The organism is Bdellovibrio sp. HAGR004 (genome assembly GCF_055397015.1).
Genome location: NZ_AP029176.1, coordinates 3701874 through 3710984, shown reverse-complemented (window position 1 = coordinate 3710984; position 9111 = coordinate 3701874). Strand labels below are relative to the sequence as shown.

At 49.5% G+C, this 9111-nt stretch carries 8 protein-coding genes; 4 read left to right on the top strand and 4 right to left on the bottom strand.

From position 1 onward, the window contains the following. Window positions 1-86 precede the first annotated feature (86 nt). Window positions 87-1943 (bottom strand): hypothetical protein, encoded by a 1857-nt coding sequence (locus tag ACZ5ZV_RS18380; RefSeq protein ID WP_464118666.1) that lies wholly within the window; start codon window positions 1941-1943, stop codon window positions 87-89. 125 nt (window positions 1944-2068) lie between these two features. Between ACZ5ZV_RS18380 and ACZ5ZV_RS18375 the strand changes: the two genes are divergently transcribed. Further along, window positions 2069-2692, top strand: coding sequence for a hypothetical protein (locus ACZ5ZV_RS18375; protein ID WP_464118665.1), 624 nt, complete (start codon window positions 2069-2071; stop codon window positions 2690-2692). 5 nt (window positions 2693-2697) lie between these two features. Here the strand turns inward: ACZ5ZV_RS18375 and ACZ5ZV_RS18370 are convergent, their stop codons facing one another. Then, window positions 2698-3234 (bottom strand): putative glycolipid-binding domain-containing protein, encoded by a 537-nt coding sequence (locus ACZ5ZV_RS18370; RefSeq protein ID WP_464118664.1) that lies wholly within the window; start codon window positions 3232-3234, stop codon window positions 2698-2700. Between the two features lie 145 nt (window positions 3235-3379). Here ACZ5ZV_RS18370 and ACZ5ZV_RS18365 point away from each other — a divergent pair, with 145 nt between their 5' ends. Together ACZ5ZV_RS18365 and ACZ5ZV_RS18360 are read left to right on the top strand one after the other, a co-directional pair. Next, window positions 3380-5893 carry a response regulator gene (locus ACZ5ZV_RS18365; RefSeq protein ID WP_464118663.1) on the top strand — a complete coding sequence of 838 codons (2514 nt, stop codon included), beginning with the start codon at window positions 3380-3382 and terminating at the stop codon, window positions 5891-5893. Between the two features lies 1 nt (window position 5894). Beyond that, window positions 5895-6581, top strand: a complete 687-nt coding sequence (locus ACZ5ZV_RS18360) for a response regulator transcription factor (protein ID WP_464118662.1) — start codon at window positions 5895-5897, stop codon at window positions 6579-6581. On the opposite strand, the gene ACZ5ZV_RS18355 is transcribed toward ACZ5ZV_RS18360, so the two are convergent. Together ACZ5ZV_RS18355 and ACZ5ZV_RS18350 are read right to left on the bottom strand one after the other, a co-directional pair. Further along, a complete protein-coding gene (locus ACZ5ZV_RS18355; RefSeq protein WP_464118661.1) occupies window positions 6576-7745 on the bottom strand; it encodes a hypothetical protein in 1170 nt (389 codons plus the stop codon). The genes ACZ5ZV_RS18360 and ACZ5ZV_RS18355 overlap by 6 nt on opposite strands. Before the next feature lie 2 nt (window positions 7746-7747). Next, on the bottom strand, window positions 7748-8275 hold the full coding sequence (locus tag ACZ5ZV_RS18350) for a peroxiredoxin (RefSeq protein WP_464118660.1): 528 nt from the start codon (window positions 8273-8275) through the stop codon (window positions 7748-7750). Between the two features lie 61 nt (window positions 8276-8336). Here ACZ5ZV_RS18350 and ACZ5ZV_RS18345 point away from each other — a divergent pair, with 61 nt between their 5' ends. Then, window positions 8337-9107 carry an exodeoxyribonuclease III gene (locus tag ACZ5ZV_RS18345; protein ID WP_464118659.1) on the top strand — a complete coding sequence of 257 codons (771 nt, stop codon included), beginning with the start codon at window positions 8337-8339 and terminating at the stop codon, window positions 9105-9107. Window positions 9108-9111: the final 4 nt, after the last annotated feature.

Sequence of the window (9111 nt, the reverse complement as noted above, 5' to 3'; positions counted from 1 at the left end):
TCCTTTCGCAGCTTGAACTCAACGGAGGGGATGAAAAATACAACCCTGGGGTTGAGGACCGGGCTTTGCAGCCAGGTCCTTTTTTCTTAGATGGATTCCTTGTGTTCTTCCACCAGACTTAAAAGTTTGGCGTAAAGATCCATTTTGACTGCGGGGGTGGCCAGTTGGTCGCGATAGAATCGGCTGACCGGAATTTCAGGCATGCCGTTTTGCTCATAAATCAGCTTGTCGACGATTTTCTGAATCTGCTCCATCGGAAGACCTTTTTTCTTTTCGGTGATGATTTCCTCAACCATCTCGATCAAGGCATTTCCGGTGATGCGTTTATCAGAATTCAGTTTTTCGGCTCGTTCGCAGATTCCTTTTAGGATATGTTCCGGCTTGTTGCGACCAGCGGCGGTTTCCACCAGTTCGCGATAGACACGTTGGAAGGCCTCGATATGACGGCGCTGTTTTTCGCCCATGCGAGCGTCGCGGGATTTGGCAAAACCTGAAAGCACGGTCTTAAAGAAAGTGTTTTCCGTCATCCAGCGTTTTTCAAAAGGAAGCGGACTTTCCATCAGGAAGCGCGGATAGACTTTCATCAAGGTGCGCATGTTGTAAAGAGCCGGATGATTGACACCATCGGCGACCTTTTCGGTGTTGCCGCTGACTTTGGCTCTTTCAAAGAACGAGAATTCTTTATCGAAACGCTCGAACAAACCGTCTTTGGCCATGATATGACTGCGCTGGGTTTCGTTGAAGCCCATGCGATACAACAGACGTTCTGCGCGCTTCAGATCAAAGACCCTGTTGAAGTTCAGCACTGCTGAATGCTGGGCGAAATCTCGCAAGGGTTTTTTCTTTTTTGTCTTCAGATAGTCCGCCATTTGCGCAAAGACCTGCACAATCAGACGGGCCTTTTGCTTTTGTTCGTTCAGATTGGTTGAGAATCTTTCCACATCGTCGTAGCGGTATTTATCGTGGCGGATTCCAAACTGGCGAACACTGCCATAATCGATGATACCGGCATCGGCCAACACATTGTCGCCGTCCCAGTCCAGCCATGCGAAGATATAGTCTGTATCCAGAATAGCTGTGAATTCACCGAAGGATTTGGAAATCTCGATCAGCATTTCATCGTATCTTCCCGAACCTTTTGCCTTGATGTCCCAGACTTTGTTATCAATCTGTCGATCAATCATATAGTCGGTTGCCGCTTTCAGGTTGTCCCAGCGTTCCTGCTTCAGATATAGGAACAAGTGCGCCGGACGGATCAGATTTCGCGCAGCGCGAACACCGATGCCGTAACCTTTGCCCAGATCAATCACACACAGCATGCGCTCTGTGCCGATGCCTTGCAGGTGCATGACTTCAGCCAGGATGGAGGCACCTAAAAGCTCGTCGATTTCAGCCAGGCCGCAGCCATAGCCAAACTCGGTGCCACCGGTTTTCAAAGGTTTCTGGGCCTGAACTGCTCCAGGGGCAAGACAGGTCACGCCCGTGCCACGGCTGGATACATCCCAAGTGGTGCCGCGGTGATAGACAGTTCCGTTCCAGATGCCGCGGCCATCGCCGGATGTTTTACCCTGCTTGTTGCTGTGTTGCAGTTGCAGATAGCGGGTGGCCATGTATTTGTGAGGACGAATGGTGGCGGGATCAATGCGACGCTGAGTAAGTTCGTCGTATTCGTTGATGATCTGCAAAGAGAAAGTTTCTATGAGTTTTTGTTGCAGCTCTTCGCTCATCTGATGGGGGTGATCAGGTGGGATCAGTCCCATTTCTTTTGCGAGTATGAAGTTGAAGTATGCGACCTTGCCCGTGTTGAGTTCCCGAACCCTGTAGGAAACAAACCCGTCTTTGACTGCATCCATCCAAGGATGCACACCATTGAGTTGATCGAAAGACGAATAGAAGTTCGTCAGTTGCTGTAACTTTCGAGTGCCACTATGTTTCATCGTCATGTTGCTTCCACCATCCTTGTAGAAAAATGAGACACTCTTCATATCGGCAAGACTGGCCTGCACTTTAATATTAAGCCCTAAAAAAGTTCTTCCGAATACTAGACTGGACATAATAAGGGGAAACAATGAAGACATCTGGCTTTTTACTTCTGGTGCTGATCTCAACAACTTCGTTTGCCTTCAAAGGGTCACCCCCTGGAAAACTTCTGCGCCCGCAGTTCACGGCGGCTCCGGCCTGTGGCAGCCGACCCGAGTTTCTGACTGAGCTTCGCAGCGAGCTTGTAGGCTCCCTGAAACGCTTACCAGAAACGGTTTTGGTGGCGCGTGATGTGGAATACTATGTGGAAAGCACCTCTGGCGCGGAAAAGACTCGTTTGCATGGCTATCAGTCCTTTTTAAAGAGCTCCAGTGCCGCGCAAATCCTTTGTGGTAATGTTTCTCAGGACCTTGGCCAGAGGTTTTCTTTATTGGCACCGACCTTGATCGACACGCATAAAAAACATCGCGTCGGTCAGAGTCTTTGGCAGTTTCAGCTGCTGACAGAAGCACAGCGCTTTTCCTTCTGGAACCTGAAGAGTGCAGCGGTGCCTCAGGGGGAAAATCTGGAAGAGTGGCTGGAAGCCAGCGGTGCGCAGTACAAGATCTATCAAAGATCTCACTCCGAGTTTGAACTGATGCTGGTGAAGAAAGAGGGAGGCACGTCCCAGTATTTGTCAGTTCGCTACGATGCTGTGCCGTTCAGGCCTTAAGTCGATCATAACCTGCGGCGGAAATAGCCGGGGTACTCCAGCACCAGACAATCTTTATCCACCTTGAGGTCCGCACTAAAGTGGACCTCTTTTGTTTTTGCGTCGATGGATTCAAAGCGATAGATGCTTTGTTCGGCACCCACCTGAAGCTCTGTGTAGCGTTGTGTGGCGATCTTTGTTTTAAACTGAAGAGCATCCACCCAGGTGACCTCCAGCTCGTAAACCTGCAGGAACTGCGAGCGCATCCATTGAATCGGCAGGGTGTTGGTGAAGGGGGAGGGATAGATGTCGACGAATAGAGATTCAATCAGGTCCGAGGTGCCAACCTTCTTGGTGGGATCTGTCAGGGAATGAACGTGATAGTTTTGCACGCTGTAGGAATCGTCCAGGGTGATGCTGTACTTGATTCGTTGCAGTTTTCCATTGGCGTCAGGACAGACCAGCAGCGAGTCTGCGAAGATATTCTCGCCTGATTTCTTTATGACCAAATGCTCAAAACCCGGTCCCTGAAGGGATTCCCAGACAACGTCCTGCAGATGCATTTTCACCTCACAAAGAATCATAACACAGTGGGAAGGGATTGCCGGGTCAAAATTTTGGGGGAAATGACGATGTTTTGGACAGCTCAGTTTTTTGCTTCACGCTGAGATAGCCTCTCCGATAAGTAGGGCAGAGGTTGGTTTTTTTATGGGATCCGCATCCATTCTTAGGACATTGCTTGTTCGTTACGGGGTTGAGATCGGCCTTTTGGGTTTGATGGCCCTGGGATACCTGACCTTTCAGCGTCCAGAACTGCTGCAGCTGAGTCAGTATTCAGAGCGCCCCAAAACTGAACTGGCTGATGTTCTGAACAATGTGGAAAGTGTTGTTGCCCGCGCGGATCATTTTCATAAGGTTTTTTTGAGAACCCGAAATGCTCAGGACCTGCAGGAGTACAATCAAAGTATCTCGTCCTTGAATGGGCAGTTGGCGCGTTTGTCGCTAGCCACTAAAAAAGATCCCCCCGTTCAAGCGGAAGCGGTGAAGCTGGGGCATCTGATTCGTCAGCACATCGAAGCGGCCAACGGTCAAATGACAAATCCTGGGCGCAAACCTGCCCAGGCGCAAGTGTCCCTCGAGAAAACCAAATATCAAATTCAGCATCAACTGATCGAAATGAAAGCGGCTTCAGCGCCCTTGCGGTTTAAGCCGACCTCCCAGGGGCTTCAATTTTTGTGGGGCCTGGGGGCTGCGGTCTTTCTGATTCTGATCAGTCGTGTGCTGCAAAGAAAAGAGCTACGGCAGCGGATGCAGCTTACGCAGAATCTGGAGGGAAAATCCATTCTGCTGGACACAATCTTGAACAGTATGAGCGAAGCCCTGATCGTGGTTGATCAAAATGGCTGGTTCACGCATTACAATGCGGCCGCGCAAAGAATCATCGGATCCAAAATCAAAGAAATTTCCACTGAATCCAGTGTGGAGGCCCTGGGCTTCTATAGTCCTGAAGAAGGGCGTCCCTACACACGCAAAGAGCTTCCTTTGTATCGCGCCTTAAGTGGTGACCGAGTGGATGATCTGGAAATCTTTGTGCAGAATCAGGAGCATCCTGATGGCATGTATATTTCTTTAAGCAGCCGCCCGTTGAATGACATTGACGGTGGAATCTCTGGCGCTTTGATCGTCTTTAAAGATATCAGTCGGCGTAAGATGGTGGAACAAGAATGGATCAGGGCGCGGGAGGCGGCGGTCGAGGCTTCGCAGAAAAAATCGGACTTCCTGGCAGCGATGAGCCACGAGATTCGCACCCCCATGAACGGTGTGATCGGGATGACGACACTTTTGCGTGACACCCACCTGGACCCGGAACAGCAGGATTATGTGGGGAACATCAAACGTTCGGCAGAGTCTTTATTGATGTTGATTAACGATCTTTTGGATCATTCCAAAATTGAAGCCGGAAAAATCCGTTTGGAGCCGCAGCCGCTGGATCTGCAGTTCCTGGTTGAGGATGTGCTCGAGATGTTTAAGCCCACCATGGCGGAAAAAAATATCGGCCTGGAATGTCGTTTTGATGGAAAAGTGTCATGGCACTATCGGGGGGATGGCGGAAGGTTGCGCCAGATCCTGGTGAACCTGATTGGGAATGCAGTGAAGTTCACGGAAAAAGGTTTTGTTCGTATCGAGGTTTCCAGTCGCGGCGATCATGACGGAAGAACCTCTTTGTTGTTTGAAATTAAAGACACCGGCCAGGGATTGCAGGAGCACGAAAAGAAGTCGTTGTTCCAGAAATACTTCCAGGCTGGTGCCGGGATGAAGTTTGGCGGAACGGGCCTGGGCCTTTCTATCTGTAAACAGCTGGTGGATCTGATGGGCGGAACTATCGGTGTGGAAAGTGTGCCCGGTGTGGGCTCAAATTTTTGGTTTCAGGTGGAACTCCCTGTCTGTGCGGAAGATGAATTGACACAATCCTCGGAAACGCGTTTTGCAAAAATCTTCCGAGGTCATGTTTTGGTGGCCGAAGACCAGGTGGTCAATCAGCGTGTGGCAGAGTCTTATCTGCGCAAGCTGGGTTTGACTGTGGATATTGCAGGCAATGGCGAAATCGCTTTGAAGAAGCTTCAGGAGCAGAATTACGATCTGGTCTTTATGGATTGTCAAATGCCAGTGATGAATGGCTATCAGGCCACGCGACAACTGCGCCTGTTGGAAAACACGAAAGCTCGCAAAACCCCGGTGATTGCCCTGACCGCGGAGGGAACCAGTGGTGAGCGCAAGTCCTGCTTCGAAGCGGGGATGGATGACTTTTTGACGAAGCCTTTGGAGCTTCATAGACTGATCGAGGTTTTACACCGGTGGAACAAACCCACGGAAAAAACTTTGGATCTGAAGGCTTTGCAAAACCTGAAGGATCTGGTGTCACAGGATCGTGATCTGACGGATGTTTTAATTGAAGATCTGGAAAAGTCCGGCCCGGCTTTGTTGCATGAGATTCGCGAGGGCATCAACCAATCCAACCGGGAGCGGGTTTCGGAAGCTGCCCATGCCCTGAAATCCAGCTCGGCAACACTGGGAGCCAAGACTGTGGCTGAACTATGTCAGAAGTTGGAAGACATCGAAGACTTTGTGGAGGCCGAATTCCTGCTCAAACAAGTGGAGCGAAAGTTCTTTGAAAGCTTGTCGGAACTAAAAATGTACTCTGCCAGAACGAAGGTGGCGTGAAATGGCAAAGATACTGATTGTGGATGATCAAAAAAGTGTCCTGCTGACTTTGGAAGCTCTGCTTCTGAAGGACAATCATATTGTCACGTCCTGTACGAATTCCATCGATGCTTTGGATCGCCTGACCACTGAGCCGTTTGATTTGATGATCACGGACGCCATCATGCCGGGAGGCGCGACGGGATATGCCCTGATTCGCACCGTTCGCAATAATCCCCAGATTGCCAAGATGCCGGTGATTCTTTTGACCGGAAAGCGCGAAAAGGCGGATGTTGAAAAAGGCATTGAGTCCGGTGCGAACGACTATGCGGTCAAACCGATTGATCCCGAACTGTTGCTGGCCAAAATTAAAAATCTTCTGGCGAAAAGCGAAAAAGACACAGCTCACTTTGTCGAAGCTCCGGTTTATGTCAAAGCCGAATGGGAAACCAAGACGGAAATTATGACTGTTTCTGAGTTGGGCATGGTGATTAAGTCCAATGTGCCGATGCCGCTAGGTATGGTTTTGCGCCTGTCGAGCAGTCTTTATGATGATATTGGAATCAGTAAGATGCCCTTACGGATCACGGCTTGCGAGGAAACCAAAACAACGACGGAGACATTCTACCGTATTCAAGTTCACTTTGTTGGACTGACGGAAAAAGAACTGACGCCGTTGCGCCTGTGGATTCGCTCAAAAAAACTATGAACCTTTAAGTACTGTTGCAAAGCCACCATATGGCGTGCGCAGATTCGTCACCTGTCCTTGATACAGACGGGCCAAAATCAGCTGCATGCGCCCCTGGTAAGCATAACAGCGCAAATCGTACTTGAAGGCCTGCGGTCCCTCGGGAGTTTCAAAAGTCTGCTCCGGCGCCGGAACAAACTCTTGTGCGATCATGTCGTGGCCGACGATCTTGTCAAAAGCACTTCGACTGATGGAGGAACCACGATAAGACTGCTTCGAGCCGAAAGCATTTTTTGGCTTGAAGAAGAATCTTTTGCGATCAGCCCAAATCTCCGCCGCCTTGGATTCGCAGACATCGTAGGACTCGGGAACGGAAGTGCGAACCAGGTCCAGATCCGCACCTGACAGTCCTTGAGCTTCCAGGAAGCCCGGGACACCCCAGTCAATCAGACGCTGCTTATCAGCCAGCATCAGATATTCAAATGGATTCGGAGACAGACAGACAGCGCCGTTCAGGAATTTTTCGCGCAGAACAGAGCTGGAAGGCTCGGTCAGGAAGAAATCCGTGTAACGGTTGTAAATGAAGTCCGGTGAAAAGTCCTTGAACAGATCGCGATAGTCCACAATGCGGGAATCCCAGCCATAGGATTTAAACAACTCATTGTAAGCCAGGAATTCCACAAACAAGCGTTGCTGAGAAGGGGTTTCGTCAGTGATCGCCACTTTGAAGGGGGTCGACGCTGTCTTACCCTGCAAGGACATCTCTGTTTCAATCATGTGGCGGATTTCATCGCGCGTGAAGTCTGCCACTGGCAGGGGATGACCTTTCATCTGGTACATTTCATAGCCCAGAATCAGGAAGGCTGCATTGGTGTTCACCTCGATGAGCTTCAGATTCTGATGCTCATCCAGGTGAAAATCATAGCTCATCATGATCGACTTGTTGCCTGGGTCTTTCAGACCCTTTTCTGCGATCAGATTATCGTAGTGTTTCAGATATGAAGACTGTTCACGCAGATTAAAAAGCAAAGAAACAATTTTTTCGGCTTTTTTGATCACGGTTTCAGGCAGGGTGACGGTAAAGGGAGAAATCAGATTTTCGGAAACCAGATCCTCAAGAGGCTCGTTGGCAAGCCCCTTGTAAGAAGAACGAAGCTGTTGGATGAAATCAGCTTTCAAGTTCATGGTTACTTCAGTGGTGTGATGTGATCATCACCGGCTTTCCAGCCCGCCTGGCAAAGCTCGCCGCTTTGACAGCCTTGAAGAACGCGCAGAATTTCTTTCGCGTCGCGACCCACGGACGTGTTGTGAATGCCCATGTACTGAATTTTTTGATCCGGATCGATGATGAAGGTGCCGCGAGTCGCGATACCACGGTCTTCAAACAAGACACCGTAATCGCGGGCGATACGTTTTGTCAGATCCGCCATCAAAGGATAACCCAGGTTGCCCAGATCGTCTCGCAACCAGCGTTTGTGAGAATGAACAGAGTCCACGCTGCAGCCAATGACTGTGGCTCCAGCTTTTTGGAAAGATGTGATGTGTTCACGGAACTGAGTCAACTCTGTGGGGCAGACGAATGTGAAGTCCAAAGGATAGAAGAACAGGACAACCCATTTTCCTTTGAAGTCATTTAGGGAAATGTCACGAACTTCACCTCCATCAAAAACAGCCTGTGCGGTGAATTGTGGAGCGGGTTGATTAATCATTGGCATACAGAAGTCTCCTTGCTATTAATTGATGCCTTTGGTGGGCCTTAAAAGGCAAGGAGAAACTGTGAAAATCGTCTCTTGGAATGTGAATGGAATTAGAGCTTGTTACAAGAAGGGATTGATGGATTTTTTAAACACGGAAAAACCGGATATTTTCTGTGTTCAGGAAACAAAAGCTCACATTGATCAGGTTGAGACCGAAACACGCACGCTGCGCTGGGAGCACTCCTACTGGTCCTCGGCCCAACGCAAAGGTTATTCCGGTGTGGCCACGTTCACACACACACCTCCAGCAAATGTGCAGTATCACTTTAATGCGATTCCTGATTATGAGTCCGAAGGACGTATTGTCATGACCGACCATGGTCATTTTGATCTTTACAACATCTATTTCCCCAACGGGGGATCAGGCATTGAACGTCACAACTTCAAACAGCAGTTTTTGAAGGATCTCAATCTTCACCTGAAGGAAAAATTGCAGACGGGTCGCCAGGTGATTGTGGTGGGGGATTACAACGTGGCTCACGAAAATATCGACGTTTTTGATCCGGTCCGTCTGTCCAAGGAAAGCGGTTTTTTGCCAGAAGAACGTGTTTGGTTTGATCAGTTCCTGGAGCTGGGCTTTATCGACACCTTCCGTTATTTCAAACCCACCGAAGCAAAGCGTTATTCGTGGTGGGATATGCGCACTTTCGGCCGCATTGCCAATCGCGGTTGGCGCATTGACTATGTTTGTATTTCAAAAGGTCTTGAGAAATACCTGTCTTCAGCGGATATTCTCGAACAAGTTGAGGGCTCTGATCACTGTCCGGTCGTAGCCACATTGGACTTTTAATCCG

Coding starts and splice junctions, on each gene's coding strand:
- ACZ5ZV_RS18365 (WP_464118663.1), top strand. CDS start 3,380: ATGGGATCCGCATCCATTCTTAGGACATTGCTTGTTCGTTACGGGGTT.
- ACZ5ZV_RS18360 (WP_464118662.1), top strand. CDS start 5,895: ATGGCAAAGATACTGATTGTGGATGATCAAAAAAGTGTCCTGCTGACT.
- ACZ5ZV_RS18355 (WP_464118661.1), bottom strand. CDS start 7,745: ATGAACTTGAAAGCTGATTTCATCCAACAGCTTCGTTCTTCTTACAAG.
- ACZ5ZV_RS18350 (WP_464118660.1), bottom strand. CDS start 8,275: ATGCCAATGATTAATCAACCCGCTCCACAATTCACCGCACAGGCTGTT.
- ACZ5ZV_RS18375 (WP_464118665.1), top strand. CDS start 2,069: ATGAAGACATCTGGCTTTTTACTTCTGGTGCTGATCTCAACAACTTCG.
- ACZ5ZV_RS18380 (WP_464118666.1), bottom strand. CDS start 1,943: ATGACGATGAAACATAGTGGCACTCGAAAGTTACAGCAACTGACGAAC.
- ACZ5ZV_RS18370 (WP_464118664.1), bottom strand. CDS start 3,234: ATGCATCTGCAGGACGTTGTCTGGGAATCCCTTCAGGGACCGGGTTTT.